This is a genomic window from Arthrobacter sp. USHLN218 (assembly GCF_037144715.1).
GTDB lineage: Bacteria > Actinomycetota > Actinomycetes > Actinomycetales > Micrococcaceae > Crystallibacter.
Window position 1 is genome coordinate 280,125 of the sequence record NZ_JBBCYT010000001.1, and the last position, 14,058, is coordinate 294,182.

Sequence of the window (14,058 nt, forward strand, 5' to 3'; positions counted from 1 at the left end):
CGGTGTACGAAGTCTCTTGAGACCGAGACTTTTGCCCCAGCACCGCCGGTCCTGCCGCCCATACCCCCGGGCGGGAATCATGGCGGCAGCACGGCCGGCCGGCACGAGCAAGGTGGCTCCAAGCAAGAAGGAGTACTTTGCACGCATGAAGCACTTTTTGCTCGCCATCCAGCAGCCCGACGGCGGTCCGCCCGCGCCCGAGGTGTTGGAGCCGATCATGCGGCACGTCGAGACGTTCAATGCCGAGCTCAAGGCCGCGGACGCCTGGGTCTTTGCCGGGGGCCTGCAGCCGCCCGCCGCCGCGGCCGTCGCCCGCCTCCGGGAGGGCGAAGTCGTGATAGCCGAGGGGCCGTACGATCCAGGGCGTGAACATGTCGGCGGGCTGACCATCCTGAAGGCGCGGGACTTCAAGGAAGCCCTCGGCTGGGCACGCAAGCTTGCACGGGCCACCACGCTCCCGGTGGAGGTCCGGGAGTTCCAAGGCGAGATGCTCGATCATCTGCCCTAGAGCCCGCTCTGCTGCCACGATGGGGAGAAGGCTGCACCATCACACCCCGGGAAGCAGGAGAAGCACATGTTCCACCGCAGCGTCGCCGACGGCATCCACCTGATCGAGCATGCAGACGTCAATTGCTACATCGTCGAGGACGGAGGCCGCCTGCTCCTCGTCGACGCAGGCCTGCCCGCGATGTGGCGGATGACCGGACAGGCGATCCGCGAACTCGGGCGCTCGCCGAGGGACGTCGAAGCGCTCATCCTGACCCACGGGCACTTCGACCACGTCGGGTTCGCCGCCAGGCTGCAGCGTGAGCTCGACATCCCCATCTATGTCCACTCCGGCGACGCCTACATAGCCGCCCATCCTTACCGCTACAGGCACGAAACGAGCCGGCTGCTGTACCCATTGAGGTACCCGCGCTGTATTCCCATCCTGGCGCGCATGGCGGCCGGCGGCGCGCTGAACGTCAAGGGCGTCGGCAAGGTGCGCCGGCTGCAGGACGAGGCTGTCGGGGGCCTGCCCGGAAGGCCCCGGATCATTTACACGCCGGGCCACACCGCGGGCCACTGTGCCCTGCATTTTCCCGATCGGGACGCCGTCCTGACCGGCGACGCCCTGGTGACCCTGGACCCTTACACCGGAACGAAGGGGGCGCACATCGTCTCGGCGGCGGCGACGGCCGATACCCGCCGGGCGCTGGAATCCCTCGCGGCGCTGGCCGCGACCGGCGCCCGGGCCGCCTTGCCCGGCCACGGCGAACCCTGGCGCGACGGGGTGGCAGGCGCCGTCGAACAGGCCGTGCAACGCGGCGCCAGCTAGAGCCCCTAGCGGAGCTACCGGTGGGTAGTGCTAGGCTTCCCCTACTCACCGGCGAGTACGCGAAGAAAGGTCCGACATGGGCGCATTCGAGCTGTATCAGGACTCCGATGCAAAGTTCCGCTTCAGGATCATCGACGACGACGGCCGCCTGGTCGCCGAATCCGTTCCCCATACGTCAAAATCGGACGCCGTCGATGCCATCGACATCACGCGCAATTGCGCCGCCAGCTCCCTGATCAAGGACCGGACGGGCAGGTAGCACGGTGAACAAAGGCAGGGCACTGACGCCGAAGGACCCGTTCCCCACCGACCTGGCCGCGCTGTCCAACGCCGAGCTGGAGCAGCTGGCGGGACGGCTGCAGGAGGAAGTGTTCCGGGAATGCAACGGCCGGGCCGGCATCGCCTCCGACCAGACGCTGCTGCGGCAGTCGCTGGTGGAACTTGAACTCTCGGTCCGCAACCTGGAGCGCTCGGTCAGTCCCGGTCCCGCCTGAGGAAGTAGAGGATTCCGGCCACGATCAGCACGCCGGTGCCGAGGTAGACCAGCAGCCGCACCGTCTGCACAGCGAGGCCAAGGACCAGCAGGACGATTGCGGCAATGGCCAGGAAGATGAGCAGCTGCTTCATGGTTTTAGTATGCCTTGCCGGCGTTGGCGTCAGTGCCGCATGTTTGGATGGAACCATGGATATCACCAGCGAACTCAACGATCTGCAGCGTTCCGTCCACCAGATCCGGGCCGACGGCCTCGAGGGGATCGGCCTGCTGCTGCGCCGTGAGTACCAGGCCGCCGCCGAGGACGTGTGGAAGGCCCTGACGGATCCAGCGATGCTGCGGCGCTGGTTCCTGCCGGTCTCCGGCGAGCTCGAGCCGGGCGGAACCTTCCAGCTGGAGGGGAACGCAGCCGGCAACATCCTCAAATGCGAGGCTCCGGCTTTGTTGCGGCTGACCTTCGGCAGCCCGACCAGCGTGGTGGAGATCCGGCTCGCCGAGCGCGGGAGCCACACGGCCCTGGAATTCGAACACACCGTGGACCTGGAAACCGCAGGCAGCGGTGCCGGCGCGCTCTTCGTCGGACCGGGCTGGGACCTGGCGCTCGTGGCCCTCGGCCTGTTCCTCGCCGGAAGGTTCACCGGAGATCCGAGCGAGTGGGAGAACTCACGGGAGGTCCGGGAGGCCTCGCAGCAGTCGATCGATGCCTGGGCCGCCGCCGCCGAAGCCTCGGGCACCGCGACGGCCGAGGAGATCGAGCAGGGCGTCGCGGTCGCCACGGCGCAGTTCACCGATGATCCCGGCGCCGTAAACTGACCCGGATCCGGCCGGCCCGGTATCTGCGCCGCGCCGGTCCCAAGTCGCATCGGGCTCGGCAAACGTGGCAAAATGATTTCTTGTGCCAAGCAGCACGGGGTGTGCCGCCCTGCGCAGCGCGGCACGGTCCGCCCTGGTGTAATGGCAGCACCCCGGCCTTTGGAGCCGTGGAGTCTAGGTTCGAGTCCTAGGGGCGGAACGCGGACGGCCCGCCGCGGGCGGTGCCGCTTCCGGCAAGTAGCATGGCTTTAGTCCCTGCTGAGCTTCAAGACGGATCCCTATCCGGGTAGGAGTGCCACTTAGTGAGCCCCACAGACAACAGTCCAGCCAACCCAGCGCCGGCGCAGAATCCGGCGGCGGTCATCGTTCTCGCCGCAGGCGCCGGCACCCGGATGAAGTCGCAAAAGCCGAAGATCCTCCACGAGATCGGCGGCATCTCCATGGTCGGCCACGCCCTCGCCGCAGCCCGCGGGCTGGTACCCCAGGTGCTCGCCGCCGTCGTCCGCCACGAACGGGACCGCGTCGCCGAGCACATCCAGGACCTGGACGCGGACGCGCTGATCGTGGACCAGGACGAGGTTCCGGGCACGGGACGCGCGGTCGAGGTGGGCCTCGAGGCGCTGCCCGCGGAGCTGGACGGCACCGTCGTCGTCACCTACGGCGATGTGCCGCTGCTCACCACGGACCTGCTGCGCGAACTTGTCGCCACCCATGACCGGGACGGCAACGCCGTGACCGTGCTGACCGCGGTGCTGGACGATGCCGCCGGCTACGGACGGATCATCCGCAGCGCGGACGGCACCGTGCAGGGGATCGTCGAGCACAAGGACGCCTCCGAGGAACAGCGCGCCATCCGCGAAATCAACTCGGGCATCTACGCCTTCGACGCGAAGATGCTGCGCGACGCGCTGAAGCAGATCACCACGGACAACGCGCAGGGGGAGAAGTACCTCACCGACGTGCTGGCCATAGCCAACGACGCCGGGGGCCGGGTGGCCGCGGTGGTCACCACGGACCGGTGGCAGGTCGAGGGCGCCAACGACCGCGTCCAGCTGGCCCAGCTCGGCGCGGAGCACAACCGCCGCGTGTGCGAGGCGGCAATGCGTGCCGGCGTGAGCATCGTGGATCCGGCCACCACCTGGATCGATTCCACCGTGACCTTCGGTACGGACGTGACGCTGCTGCCCGGCACCCAGCTGCACGGGGCGACGCACGTGGCGGGCAACGCCGTCGTTGGTCCGGACTGCACGCTGACCAACGTGGTCATCGACGAGGGCGCCACCGTCACCCGCACCCACGGCTCGGACAGCCGGATCGGTCCGAACGCCAAGGTCGGCCCGTTCACGTACCTGCGGCCGGGCACGCAGCTGGGGGAGAAGGGCAAGATCGGCGCCTTCTATGAGACCAAGAACGTGGTCATCGGCAAGGGCTCCAAGCTCAGCCACCTCGGCTACGCCGGGGATGCCGAAATCGGGGAGAACTCGAACATCGGCTGCGGCAACATCACGGCCAACTACGACGGCGTGAACAAGCACCGCACGGTCATCGGCTCGGAGGTGCGCACCGGCTCCAACACCGTGTTCGTGGCACCGGTGCAGATCGGCGACGGCGCGTACTCCGGTGCCGGCGCCGTGATCCGCAAGGACGTGCCGCCCGGCGCGCTGGCCCTGAACGTGGCCGCCCAGCGCAACCTCGAGGGCTGGGTCCAGCAGAACCGCGCCGGAACCGCCGCCGCGACGGCCGCCGACGCAGCGCAATCCGCCCAGCAGACTTCCCCCACCCCCACCCCATCAGAAAGTGATCATTCATGACCGGAATCAAGTCCCAAGGCGAAAAGAGGCTCGTCCTTGCCTCGGGCAGGGCCCACCCCGAGCTCGCCAGGGAGATCGCGAAGGAGCTGGAGATCGATCTGCTCCCCACCAGCGCCTACGACTTCGCCAACGGTGAGATCTACGTCCGCTTCGAAGAGAGCGTGCGCGGCACGGACGCCTTCGTGATCCAGGCGCACCCGGCCCCGATCAACGAATGGCTGATGGAACACCTGATCATGGTGGACACGCTCAAGCGTGCCTCGGCCAAGCGCATCACCGTGGTCGCCCCGTTCTACCCGTACGCGCGGCAGGACAAGAAGCACCGCGGCCGCGAGCCGATTTCCGCCCGCCTGGTGGCTGACCTCTACAAGACGGCCGGCGCGGACCGGCTGATCTCGGTGGACCTGCACACCGCGCAGATCCAGGGCTTCTTCGACGGTCCGGTGGACCACCTGATGGCCATCCCGCTGCTGGCCGACTACATGCGGACCCGCGTGGACCTGGACAACGTCACCGTCGTCTCCCCGGACACCGGCCGCGTCCGCGTCGCCGAACAGTGGGCCGAGCGGCTCGGCGGGGCACCGCTGGCCTTCGTGCATAAGTCGCGCGACGTGAACGTGCCGAACCAGGCCGTGTCCAAGCAGGTCGTCGGCCAGATCGAGGGCCGCGAATGCGTGCTCATCGACGACATGATCGATACCGGCGGCACGATCTCCGGCGCCGTGCAGGTGCTGAAGAACGCCGGCGCCAAGGACGTCATCATCGCCTGCACGCACGCCGTGTTCTCGGACCCGGCCGCACGCCGCCTCGCCGAATCGGGTGCGCGCGAGGTCGTCGTGACCGACACGCTGCCGATCCCGGCGGAGAAGCAGTTCCCGCAGCTGACCGTGCTGTCGATCGCCCCGCTGATCGCCCGTGCCATCCGCGAAGTGTTCGACGACGGATCCGTCACCAGCCTGTTCGACGGCAAGGCCTGACAGGCTGCCACACCGCATCGATTGAGCAGCTGAGGCCCCTTCCTGAACGGAAAGCGGGCCTCAGCTGCTCAGTCGTTGGGCCCTTTGCCGGGCGGATTCGTCCGAGGTAGCGGCCCTTTTGCCGCTACGCGCTCAGCAGGGTCTCGAGCCGGCGGCTGCACTCCGCCCGCTGCTTGAGCCCCAGCATCATGCGGCGCTCCATGACGAAGTGCAGCGGATCGCCGACCAGGTAGTCGACGAGGCCCAGCCCCAGCCGCGCCAGCGCGAACCGCCGCGGCACCAGCAGCCTGAGCCAGCCGGTGTCCCGGTCCCGGACCAGCAAACGCGTCCGGCCGCCGCGCATCGGCTGCAGGATGAATGCCCACGTTCCCACTACCAGCGCCCGGCCGGGCTCGAGCACGGTAACCTCGGTGCCGACCGACAGCTTCCCAACGGAGCCGGTATTGATCCGGTCGCCGACCCGCAGGTCCTGCAGCTCCGGGTGGATCCGCCGCGCCGAATGCGTCCGCTCCGCGTAGTGCACCAGCCCGGGGAAGAGGAGCCGCTCGAGCCAGTCATAGCTGTAGAACCCGGCCCGCCGGTCGCCGATCTGCACCAGCCACGGCCACACGTCCTCGGGGTCGGCCTCGATGGTCACGCCCTTCGTGTAGTGCTCGGGCACGTCCGCCGGTACGTCGTCGCCCGCCAGCCGCATTGCCCGCTCGGCGGCTGTGCTTCCCCAGTTGCGCATCCACGGGCGGAGCACGGCGTCGTACCCCACGGCCGCGAGCAAGCCGTCGGCCAGCAGGCCGAGGCTCCGGTCCGACATCCCGCGCTGGTCCTTGCCGCTCGCCTGCATGGCCCCAGTATTCCAATCGGCGCCCCGGGTGTCATGGGCCCTTTGCCCCGCCCGGGCCGGGCGGAACCTTGAAAAATCCTTGGGAATCCGGCCCCGCGGCCAACTAACTAATGGATTCACCTAGCCCCGCCGCGGGTGCGCCACTACGCTTTCGAATACCGCCGGATCCTCGCCGGATCCTCTCCGTCAGGACGGCCGGCGGTCGGTGGTTTCTGCGCGCACTGCAGTGCGGGCGGAGGCGGCCGTCGGGGACGCAGCCCCTGGGGGAGGCTGCGTGGTGCGGCCGGCCGGAGGGGCGGCCGCAGCGTGCTTCGGCGCGCTCATGTGTCAGGCGGACGGGGGAACGGGTCCGCACATTCGCACCTGGGACGGCCCGCTGACGGGCCGGCGAGAGGGAACTTCGATATGGGTGATTCCATGCATTGGTACGGCCGGCCGGACGGGGACGGTGGAAGCCGGTCCGGCGGCACTACGGCGCGCAGGCGGCTGCGAGGGGCGCTTGGCGCCGCGGCGGTGTGCGCGTTGACCGTCGGCGGCGTGATGCCGGCGGCTATAGCGGACGACGGCGGGGGCTCACCTCCCGTCGACAGTGCGGCCGAGCTGGTCAAAAAGGCGGCGGCCGCACCGGCCGGAGCCGTGGTTGCCGAAGCCGCGGCAGCAGAGCCGGCCGCGCCGGCGGCTGCAAGCGAGCCTGTGGCACAGCAGGCCCCGGCGGCACAGACTTTTGCGGAACCGGCCGCGGTGGAACCGGCTCCTGCTCCCGCGCCGGCGGACCCAGTGCCCGCACCGGAGGCTGTACAGACACCGGGACCCGACGCGGCAGAGCCGGAAACGGCCCCGGCGCCCGAGGCAGCGGTCGACGAGGCTGGGGGCCCCGCCGGAGCAGGCGCCGAGGGCGAGGACTCCGGGCAGCAGGCCGAGACGGAGTCGGAGGCCGAAGGCGAGCAGGAAGCCGAGCACGAGGAAGAGTCCGAGCACGAGGAAGAGTCCGAGCACGAGGAAGAATCCGAGCACGACGAGTCCGGCGGCCACGGCAAAGAGGCCTCCGTCCGCGTGGACAAGAAGTGGTACATCGACGGCGAGTACTATGCCGAGGGCGAGCAGCCGGACGGCTTCGACGCCGACCTGAAGCTCTCGCAGCCGAAGGACGAGGATCAGTTCAGCGACGCCGAGTGGGGCTACGCCTACGGCGACTACCGGCACGGCAAGGACGTGACGATCAAGGAGGAGACCGACCTCCCCGACAGCTGCTGGCTTGAGAGCAAGGACGGCGTCGGAACCTTCGAGCTGGACCATGGCGCCAACGAGTTCGTCGTCGTCAATACAGTCAACTGCGAAACGACCCTGAAGCTCGTCAAGAAGATCGAGCCGTACGGCTACTCGGAAGAAGAGGGCTGGTTCTGGCTCACCGCCACCGTCGAGGGCGAGGATGCCACCGTCGAGGGCCACAGCGGGGTGTCCGCTCGCGTCGACGCCGGGACCACCTACACGCTCGACGAGGAGGCCGATTTCGACGGCAGCGACGAGTTCGAGGAGGGCGGCTGGTCCTGCGAGGCCGACTACGGCGAGGTGCGGCAGGACGGCGACACGGTCAGCCCGGATCATGGCCAGAGCGTCACCTGCACCGCCACCAACGAGCTCCATGCCAAGCACCTCGAGATCGAGAAGAGCGCCGGGGACGCCATCGATGTCGGCGCCGGCATCTGGGAGATCGACTACGAGGTCACCGTGACCAACCCGTCCAAGTTCGCCGACCGCGACTATGACCTCGCGGACACGCTGGAATTCGGCGAGGGCATTACCGCCACGGATGCGGCGTGGCTCCTGGATTCCGACGACGAGGAGGGCGTCTGGTCCGATCCGTCCGATGACCCGACGGCGACTCTGGCGGACGATCGCGAGATCGAGGCCGACTCCGTCCACACCTACAACGTCTGGGTGCGCGTCGAGGTTGATGAGGACGCGGACGAGGACCAGCTGGACTGCGAGCTGAACGGGGACGACGGCACCGGCCTGCTGAACCGCGCCGTGCTGAACCACAAGTACGAGGCCGAGGCCTGCGCCGAAGTCGAGGTCCCGGAGGAAGAGTACGAACACGGCGAGGAAGAAGAGGAGTACGAGCACGGCGAGGAAGAGGAAGAGGAAACCGCGCCGACTCCGTCGCCGGCCCCGACCCCGGCTCCGTCGCCCGCTCCCGCCCCGGCCGCCCCGGCGCCCGGTGCAGCGGCTCCGCAGCCGGCCCCGGTGGTTCGGCCGCAGCTCGCGCAGACCGGCACGGACAGCCTCTGGCTGGTGCCCGGCGCGGCGCTGCTGATCCTCGGCGGTGCTGCGGCGACGCGGCTGTCGCGCAGGAAAGGCTGATCAACCCGGCTCCGCGGCCGGCCGGGGAACGGCCGACGCTGCGGAGCCGGCCTGACCGGCTCGCGTGAGCCGGCCTTTCGAGAACCGAGGCCGCCGTCCGGGAAACCGGCCGGCGGCCTCGGCGTGCCGGGGCCCGCTTATGCAGCGGGAAACTCGTATATAAATCCGTTGGCCTGTAATGGCTGGATAGAGCCCCCTATCCAGCCATTACAGGCCAACGGTTTCTGGTGGGGAGTCGGGCGCAGCCATCGGTTCGGAGGGGGCATGATGGAGCCGTGGACAACTTGATCATCGTCGCGCAGGCCGCAGGCGACCAAGACGTCGCCTGGTGGGAGGTCGTGAGTGCGCTCTCGCCGCTGGCCACGCTGCTGGCGGCGGCGATCGCCGGAACGATCGCGTGGCAGGCCCTGAAGCAGCGGGCTTTGGCGGACCGCCGCGGCGAGTGGTGGGGTCGGGCGCAGTGGGCGCTGAATGCGGCGCTCTCCGAGGACCCGGCCCTGAAGGAAACCGGACTCGGCATCCTGGGCATCCTGGCCACGAGCAGCCTCGCCACGGACGAGGAGATCGAAATCCTCTCGGTGGCGGCGGTACAACCCCTAGCCCGGGCGTCGCGGCCGTCGGCCCTGCCGGAGCACGGGCTAGGCCACAAAGAGCAAGGGCCGGACCGGGAGCCGGGGCCGGACCGGGAACAGCGCCAGGACTGGTCGCCTGAGACTGAGGACCGGATTGTCCGGCGCGCCGCGAAGCTGCAGGTCGCGGCGGACCGGCGCCTGGGCCGCCCGACACAAGAGTGGGTCCGGCGCCTCGCAGCTGACGCGCCGTAGGCCGCGCCCGCCGTCGCATGCGGATGGGAAGCCGGGACACCGCCGCCGCGGACGAACGCGAAGCCGGGACACCGCCGCCGCGGACGAACGCGAAGCCGGGATGCGGCCGTCGCGGACGAACGCGAAGCCGGGATGCCGCCGTCGCAAACGGACACAAATGAGGGGGTGCGGCCCGCTGGCCGCACCCCCTCATCCGGAGCCCGGAAGGATCAGTCCTTCTTGAAGGCGTCCTTGATCTTCTCGCCGGCGTCCTTCAGGTCCGCCTTGCTCTGATCAGTCTTGCCTTCGGCTTCAAGGCTCTCGTTGTCGGTGGCCTTGCCGGCGGCTTCCTTGCTCTGGCCGCCCAGGCGTTCCGCTGCGTTCTCGATCTTGTCGTCCAAACCCATGGTTTTCTCCCTTCGTTTGGTCGTACCGGCTGGCGGTTTGTCAGTCGGCTTAGTTTTTACTCTAACCGGAGGATCGGCCGCTGTGGTCCGAAGGCCGAAATTCGATCCGGGCCCTCGGTGAAGGGAAATGTTGTCCCCAATCCGCGGCCCACCAGCTGGTCCTATGGTGTTTGCAAGGGCGCATTGATACTTTGGACCTACGCATTTCCCGCTGGGGGCGGGAAGGCTCGCACGAAGGTGTTGGGGCGGCACCAGTTGGTGTGGACCGGGAACGCGCACCGTTCCGGCCACCATTTCCGCCGCGGCCCCTTGGGGAAGCGGCGGAGAACCCGGACCGCCGGGTCTTGAAGAGGTAGAGGTTGGCCTGGGCCAGCGGCGCCGGCGACGGCGTTGCAGGACTTGGGTGACGTACAGCCAGTTGGGGGCGTACATGAGGCAACGACGACGGCGTTCGGCGTTCGGCTTAAGGGCCGTACTCGCCGCTCTGCTCACGTGTGCCCTGCTGTTGATGGGCTGGCAGGGGGCCGGCGCCACCGAGGCGGAGCCGACGGAACAGGCTGAGTACTGGGACGATTCGGCATCGGCGACGGCAGTTCCGTCGCCGCCCGAGGCGCCCGAGTCTTCTGCGCCGGCTTCTTCTGCGCCGACGCAGTCCACCTCGCCAACTCCCGCCCCGCCCGCGCCTTCCGGTGTCACACCGCCGGCCTCATCCCCGTCGCCGCAGCCGCCCGCCGTCGACCCCGTGGTCACGCCGCCGGCAACGCAGACGCCCGCACCTGCCCCGGCCGAGGTCCCGCCGTCGACCGCCCCTGAGGTTCCGCCGGCCACCACCCCGCCGGCCACCACTCCACCTGCGACGACGCCGCCGGCCGTGGACCCGCCGGTCGTGCCGCCGGCCACGGGCACCGACGGCACGGACCCGGGTGTCCCGCCGGCAGAGCCGACCGATCCCGGCGCGGGACCGGCGGATCCGGCCGACCCGCCGACACCGGCAGATCCGGATAAGGACGGCAAGAAGGACGACGGCGGCCAGCCCGGCTCCGACGAGGACCCGGACGGCAGCACCCCGGACGTCATCAAGAAGCCCGTCACCGAGGCCCCGGACGTCGTGGACGGTGCCGCCGGGGACGACTCCGGCAGCGACGGTCCCGCCGCGCAGCTGCTGGTCGACCTGGCCTGGCAGATCAACGGCCGCGCCGCCACCTCCGAGGAAGTCGCCAGCCTCGGCGTCAACGGCGGCCTGCTGATTTCCCCGGACCCCAACAACCCCGCCCGCGTCGGCGTCGCGCAGTCCGGTTATGAGGACGGCAGCGAGGTCGCCATCAAGGGCAGCATCTCCACGGGCAAGCAGTGCCGGCTGGTCTCCCGCAGCATGATCGACGGCGACGGGACCGAGTCCATGACGGACGCCGGCCTCACCACGGAACTGGACGATGGCCTGAACCGCTACACCATCCGCAACAACCTCGAGTGCGGCCAAAGCGAGGGCGACCTGGAGCTGATGAAGACCGCCGGCACGCCGGAGGAACGCGCACCGGGTGTCTGGACCGTCGGCTACGACATCACCGTCACCAATACCTCGGACGACGCCGGCGAGCCCTACGGCCTCCGGGACACCCTGGACTTCGGCCCCGGTGTCAGCATCATCTCGGCCAGCTGGGAGCGCACCGGAGACGGGCCGTCGGCGTCCGGAATCTGGCCCGCGCCGGACACCAACCGGACGGCCACGCTGGCTCCGGCCGGCACGAAACTCGGCTTCGACACGGACCGCGACATCGTCCACACCTACCACGTGGAGGCCGTCGTCTCGGTCCCGTCCGGGACCCCCGCGGCGGACCTGGACTGCCGCTTCAACTCCGGCCGCGGGACCGGCCTGACCAGCAGCGCGCAGCTCAACGGCCTCACGGCCAAGGCCTGCCAGCCGCTGCCGGTGCGTGTCGCCGTCGAACAGGACTGGAACATCAACGGCACCCACTACCGCGGCGGCACCCAGCCCAAGGGGTTCGACTCCGCGCTGCTGATGCCCGCCGGTCCTGGCGGCGTCGCCAAGGGAGAGTGGGGCGCGTGGTACGCGTACGACGGCGGCACTCCGGTCTCGCTGGCCGAGGACCTTGAGCTTCCCACCGGCTGCGAGGCCGCCGGCATGGACGGCGCGGGGCGGGTCGGCCGGCTCAAGTCGATCAATACCGTCACCATCGTTGCCTCGGTGAAGTGCCAGCAGCTGCTGACGCTGGTCAAGGTCCCCTCGGCGGAACCCGTCCGCGGCGTCAGCCCTGCCGACTGGAACCTCTCCGCGACGCCCCGCGGGGAAGCCAACCCCGCCGTCGCCGGCACCTCAGGCGTCGCCGCCGAGGTGGCCGCCGGAACCACGTACAACCTGGGGGAGAGCCCGCGCTTTGTCGGCGGGGCCGAATTCTCGCCCGGCCGCTGGAACTGCGAGCTGACCGGCGGGACGGGCCAGCTGGTGTACGGGGAAACCTCCGTCACGCCCGGCTACGGCCAGCAGATCGCCTGCCAGGTGGCCAGCGACTGGCACGCGCCGAAGCTGCGCGTGACCACCAGCGCCCGCGAACCGGTGCGGTCCGAGAAGGCCGGCGACGGGGTGTGGGACGTGTCCTACGAGGTCGCCGTGCAGAACCCGTCCGTCATGTCCGGGACCAACTACAACCTGATGGACACGCTGGACTTCGGGCCGGGCATCAACATCATCTCCGCGAAGTGGATGCTGCTCGGCTCGGACAATGCCGGTGAGTGGATCCGGCCGCTGCGGAATCCCGCACAGCTGCTGGCGCTGGACCGCACCATCGGCGTGATGGACACCCATGTCTACCTGATCGACGTGCGCATCCGCGTCGACAAGGAGACGCCCGCCGCCGCGCTGGACTGCTTCGGCGGCAACCGCACCGGGCTGGCGAACACCGCCACGCTGGAACGGACCGTCACCGCCCGTGCATGTGCAGCCATTCCCGGTAACGGTTTGGAAAACGCAGGCAGCCCTCGGTAGACCGCGCGGCGCCTGCCCTTGCACCCGCGCCGCCAGAATCTATCCTTAAAGCAGCGGACGCCTCATGGGTCCTGCCCATCCTGACAGGAGAGGCGGCCACAGATGGGAAGACGGCTATGACCGCATCACAAAGCATTCATGCACACGGCGCGCATCCGGCAGTCCGGACGGCAGCGATGACTGTCGGCATCGTGTTCCTGGTAGTCGGCGTCCTCGGCTTCATCCCCGGGATCACTACCAACTATGACGAGATGGCCTTCGCCGGGCACATGTCCGGGGCCATGCTGCTTGGCGTGTTCCAGGTTTCCGTCCTGCACAACATCGTGCACCTGCTGTACGGCATCGTCGGTGTCGCGGCGGCCCGGAACGCCTGGGGAGCCCGCAACTACCTGGTCTACGGCGGCGCGGTGTACCTCGCGCTGTGGATCTACGGCCTGATCGTCGGCCCCGAGGCCACGGCCAACTTCGTCCCGCTGAATACCGCGGACGACTGGCTGCACTTCGTCCTTGGCGTCGCAATGATCGCCATCGGCCTGCTGCTCACCAGCGGCGACCGCAAGGTCGAAGGTCACGGACACCGGACGGCGCATCCGTAATCGAACGGGCCGGCTGTCCCATTAGGGAGGAGCCGGCCCAACTCTGTGCCCGTTCCGGGAACGGGATAACCACAGCCAGGAACGACGCCGGGGAGCCGGCTGCCGCAGGGCGGTTCGGCGGGGCGGGCGGCGGCAGGGAGAGCGGGACAGCCACATGTTCGAGCAGCACCGTTGGGCGTTGGAGAACGCGGCGAGCGTCGCCGACCGCGATGCCCTGCGCCGGCGGATCGCTGCCGAGGAGCTGCGGCGGCTGCGCGCGAAGATCGGCCCCGTGGCCGCGGCGAAGATCGAGCGGCAGATGCTGCGCATCATTGAGGACGAGCGGCGCATGGACATCCGCGCCCCTGCGGACGGGACCGAGCCGCCGGACGAAGTCCGCGACTGAGAGGCCACCGCGGGGAGGGGCAGCCAAGGCTGCGTGCCCCTGACGTGGGCGGATGAATGTAACGCTTGCAGATCAATTTCTCAGTTGCAGGGTGACGTCAGACACGTTGCGGCGTGTCGGCCTTGCATAGGACTTTAGTCCCGGGGACGGGCTTGACGGTCTGGGTTACCCTTTAACCACAGCCGTCACTGCAGCCTCATATTTCACGCGCGCCCGGGGGAGCGCTTCCTCATGAAACATTCAACCTTAGAC

Annotated in this window: 15 protein-coding genes and 1 tRNA gene; 13 read left to right on the forward strand and 3 right to left on the reverse strand. The window is 69.1% G+C overall.

What is annotated here, in order from left to right; translation table 11 throughout:
* Positions 1–145 precede the first annotated feature (145 nt).
* The 4 genes from WFH44_RS01235 (at position 146) to WFH44_RS01250 (ending at position 1,812) form a co-directional block, all read left to right on the forward strand.
* On the forward strand, positions 146–508 hold the full coding sequence (locus tag WFH44_RS01235; RefSeq protein WP_336711108.1) for a YciI family protein: 363 nt from the start codon (positions 146–148) through the stop codon (positions 506–508).
* Between the two features lie 66 nt (positions 509–574).
* Positions 575–1,318, forward strand: coding sequence for an MBL fold metallo-hydrolase (locus WFH44_RS01240; RefSeq protein ID WP_336711111.1), 744 nt, complete (start codon positions 575–577; stop codon positions 1,316–1,318).
* A 76-nt stretch (positions 1,319–1,394) separates the two neighbouring features.
* Complete coding sequence (locus WFH44_RS01245; protein WP_336711112.1) at positions 1,395–1,577, forward strand: YegP family protein; 183 nt, start codon at positions 1,395–1,397, stop codon at positions 1,575–1,577.
* A gap of 4 nt (positions 1,578–1,581) precedes the next feature.
* A complete protein-coding gene (locus WFH44_RS01250; protein ID WP_336711114.1) occupies positions 1,582–1,812 on the forward strand; it encodes a hypothetical protein in 231 nt (76 codons plus the stop codon).
* Here WFH44_RS01250 and WFH44_RS01255 read toward each other — a convergent pair.
* Positions 1,793–1,945, reverse strand: a complete 153-nt coding sequence (locus WFH44_RS01255) for a hypothetical protein (RefSeq protein ID WP_336711116.1) — start codon at positions 1,943–1,945, stop codon at positions 1,793–1,795. The genes WFH44_RS01250 and WFH44_RS01255 overlap by 20 nt on opposite strands.
* Positions 1,946–2,000: 55 nt before the next feature.
* Between WFH44_RS01255 and WFH44_RS01260 the strand changes: the two genes are divergently transcribed.
* The 4 genes from WFH44_RS01260 to WFH44_RS01275 all read left to right on the forward strand — a co-directional run bounded on the left by WFH44_RS01260 (position 2,001) and on the right by WFH44_RS01275 (position 5,412).
* Positions 2,001–2,624: an SRPBCC domain-containing protein gene (locus WFH44_RS01260; RefSeq protein WP_336711117.1), complete on the forward strand. Its 624-nt coding sequence runs from the start codon at positions 2,001–2,003 to the stop codon at positions 2,622–2,624.
* A 127-nt stretch (positions 2,625–2,751) separates the two neighbouring features.
* Positions 2,752–2,823, forward strand: a tRNA-Gln gene (locus tag WFH44_RS01265).
* 103 nt (positions 2,824–2,926) lie between these two features.
* Entirely contained in the window at positions 2,927–4,435 is a 1,509-nt protein-coding gene (gene glmU, locus WFH44_RS01270) for a bifunctional UDP-N-acetylglucosamine diphosphorylase/glucosamine-1-phosphate N-acetyltransferase GlmU (RefSeq protein WP_336711119.1), read from the forward strand.
* Positions 4,432–5,412, forward strand: coding sequence for a ribose-phosphate diphosphokinase (locus WFH44_RS01275; protein WP_262103571.1), 981 nt, complete (start codon positions 4,432–4,434; stop codon positions 5,410–5,412). Before glmU ends, WFH44_RS01275 begins: the two co-directional genes overlap by 4 nt.
* 124 nt (positions 5,413–5,536) lie before the next feature.
* Here WFH44_RS01275 and WFH44_RS01280 read toward each other — a convergent pair whose 3' ends face one another.
* A complete protein-coding gene (locus tag WFH44_RS01280) occupies positions 5,537–6,250 on the reverse strand; it encodes a hypothetical protein (protein WP_336711121.1) in 714 nt (237 codons plus the stop codon).
* A 405-nt stretch (positions 6,251–6,655) separates the two neighbouring features.
* Here WFH44_RS01280 and WFH44_RS01285 point away from each other — a divergent pair, with 405 nt between their 5' ends.
* Together WFH44_RS01285 and WFH44_RS01290 are read left to right on the forward strand one after the other, a co-directional pair.
* Positions 6,656–8,611 carry a hypothetical protein gene (locus WFH44_RS01285; RefSeq protein WP_336711123.1) on the forward strand — a complete coding sequence of 652 codons (1,956 nt, stop codon included), beginning with the start codon at positions 6,656–6,658 and terminating at the stop codon, positions 8,609–8,611.
* Between the two features lie 275 nt (positions 8,612–8,886).
* Positions 8,887–9,435, forward strand: coding sequence for a hypothetical protein (locus WFH44_RS01290; protein ID WP_336711126.1), 549 nt, complete (start codon positions 8,887–8,889; stop codon positions 9,433–9,435).
* 209 nt (positions 9,436–9,644) lie between these two features.
* Here WFH44_RS01290 and WFH44_RS01295 read toward each other — a convergent pair whose 3' ends face one another.
* Complete coding sequence (locus WFH44_RS01295) at positions 9,645–9,821, reverse strand: CsbD family protein (protein WP_336711128.1); 177 nt, start codon at positions 9,819–9,821, stop codon at positions 9,645–9,647.
* 508 nt (positions 9,822–10,329) lie between these two features.
* Between WFH44_RS01295 and WFH44_RS01300 the strand changes: the two genes are divergently transcribed.
* The 3 genes from WFH44_RS01300 (at position 10,330) to WFH44_RS01310 (ending at position 13,806) form a co-directional block, all read left to right on the forward strand.
* On the forward strand, positions 10,330–12,825 hold the full coding sequence (locus WFH44_RS01300; protein ID WP_336711130.1) for a hypothetical protein: 2,496 nt from the start codon (positions 10,330–10,332) through the stop codon (positions 12,823–12,825).
* Between the two features lie 116 nt (positions 12,826–12,941).
* Positions 12,942–13,421, forward strand: coding sequence for a DUF4383 domain-containing protein (locus WFH44_RS01305; protein WP_336711133.1), 480 nt, complete (start codon positions 12,942–12,944; stop codon positions 13,419–13,421).
* A 154-nt stretch (positions 13,422–13,575) separates the two neighbouring features.
* On the forward strand, positions 13,576–13,806 hold the full coding sequence (locus tag WFH44_RS01310) for a hypothetical protein (RefSeq protein WP_336711136.1): 231 nt from the start codon (positions 13,576–13,578) through the stop codon (positions 13,804–13,806).
* Positions 13,807–14,058 lie beyond the last annotated feature (252 nt).

Coding starts and splice junctions, on each gene's coding strand:
- WFH44_RS01235 (WP_336711108.1), top strand. CDS start 146: ATGAAGCACTTTTTGCTCGCCATCCAGCAGCCCGACGGCGGTCCGCCC.
- WFH44_RS01240 (WP_336711111.1), top strand. CDS start 575: ATGTTCCACCGCAGCGTCGCCGACGGCATCCACCTGATCGAGCATGCA.
- WFH44_RS01245 (WP_336711112.1), top strand. CDS start 1,395: ATGGGCGCATTCGAGCTGTATCAGGACTCCGATGCAAAGTTCCGCTTC.
- WFH44_RS01255 (WP_336711116.1), bottom strand. CDS start 1,945: ATGAAGCAGCTGCTCATCTTCCTGGCCATTGCCGCAATCGTCCTGCTG.
- WFH44_RS01260 (WP_336711117.1), top strand. CDS start 2,001: ATGGATATCACCAGCGAACTCAACGATCTGCAGCGTTCCGTCCACCAG.
- WFH44_RS01275 (WP_262103571.1), top strand. CDS start 4,432: ATGACCGGAATCAAGTCCCAAGGCGAAAAGAGGCTCGTCCTTGCCTCG.
- WFH44_RS01280 (WP_336711121.1), bottom strand. CDS start 6,250: ATGCAGGCGAGCGGCAAGGACCAGCGCGGGATGTCGGACCGGAGCCTC.
- WFH44_RS01285 (WP_336711123.1), top strand. CDS start 6,656: ATGGGTGATTCCATGCATTGGTACGGCCGGCCGGACGGGGACGGTGGA.
- WFH44_RS01295 (WP_336711128.1), bottom strand. CDS start 9,821: ATGGGTTTGGACGACAAGATCGAGAACGCAGCGGAACGCCTGGGCGGC.
- WFH44_RS01300 (WP_336711130.1), top strand. CDS start 10,330: ATGGGCTGGCAGGGGGCCGGCGCCACCGAGGCGGAGCCGACGGAACAG.
- WFH44_RS01305 (WP_336711133.1), top strand. CDS start 12,942: ATGACCGCATCACAAAGCATTCATGCACACGGCGCGCATCCGGCAGTC.
- WFH44_RS01310 (WP_336711136.1), top strand. CDS start 13,576: ATGTTCGAGCAGCACCGTTGGGCGTTGGAGAACGCGGCGAGCGTCGCC.